The sequence below is a fragment of the Alkalibacterium sp. m-11 genome (genome assembly GCF_054658155.1).
Genome location: NZ_BAAGIR010000324.1, coordinates 1 through 635 on the forward strand (window position 1 = coordinate 1; position 635 = coordinate 635).

The 635-nt window shown below is 38.3% G+C and carries 1 protein-coding gene; it reads right to left on the reverse strand.

The window, feature by feature from the left end; translation table 11 throughout:
* Positions 1–635: RNA-guided endonuclease TnpB family protein (locus ACYQ2O_RS12630; protein WP_459796756.1), on the reverse strand; the 635-nt coding region annotated here is incomplete at both ends.

Consider the following 635-nt stretch of genomic DNA (forward strand, 5'->3'; position numbering starts at 1 on the left):
TGAAACATCCGAAATCTGTTTAGCCAGCTTTCGATTCTTCTTCATGCCTTGAATATTCAAATCTTCAATACAAATGATATCGTGGTTTTTGATGATCAGCGTACTGAGTTTATTCAAGAAATCTTCGAGTTGGTTGGCTACTTTTTCGTAAAGGTTAGCGACTTTAAGCCGCTGCTTTTGATAGTTTTTGGCATTAGTTAATTCTTTTCCGTCTTTCTTTGCTTGTTCATAGCGACGAGACAGTTTGCGTTGTTCTCTTTTAAGACTGTCTTCCATTTTTGAGGTGAAGCGATGGTTATCTATTTTAACGCCAGTGGAAAGAATCGCAAAATCGGTAATTCCTAGATCTATACCGATAGCTGTTCCCGTTTTTGGTTCCGCTATCATTTCTACTTGGCAAACAACGGATACGAAATACTTTCCCGTAGGGGTTCTACTTATAATCGCACGCTGAATAGTCCCTGTAACCTCTTTGCTTTTAGCAAAGCGCACCCAGTCCAATTTGGGGAGTTTAATTTTGTTTCCTGAGACACGAATATTCTTATTTGTCTGCTTGGTCGTATACGATTGACGATGATGCTTTTTACTTTTAAACCGAGGATAGTCTTTTTTCTTCTGAAAAAAACCATCAAAAG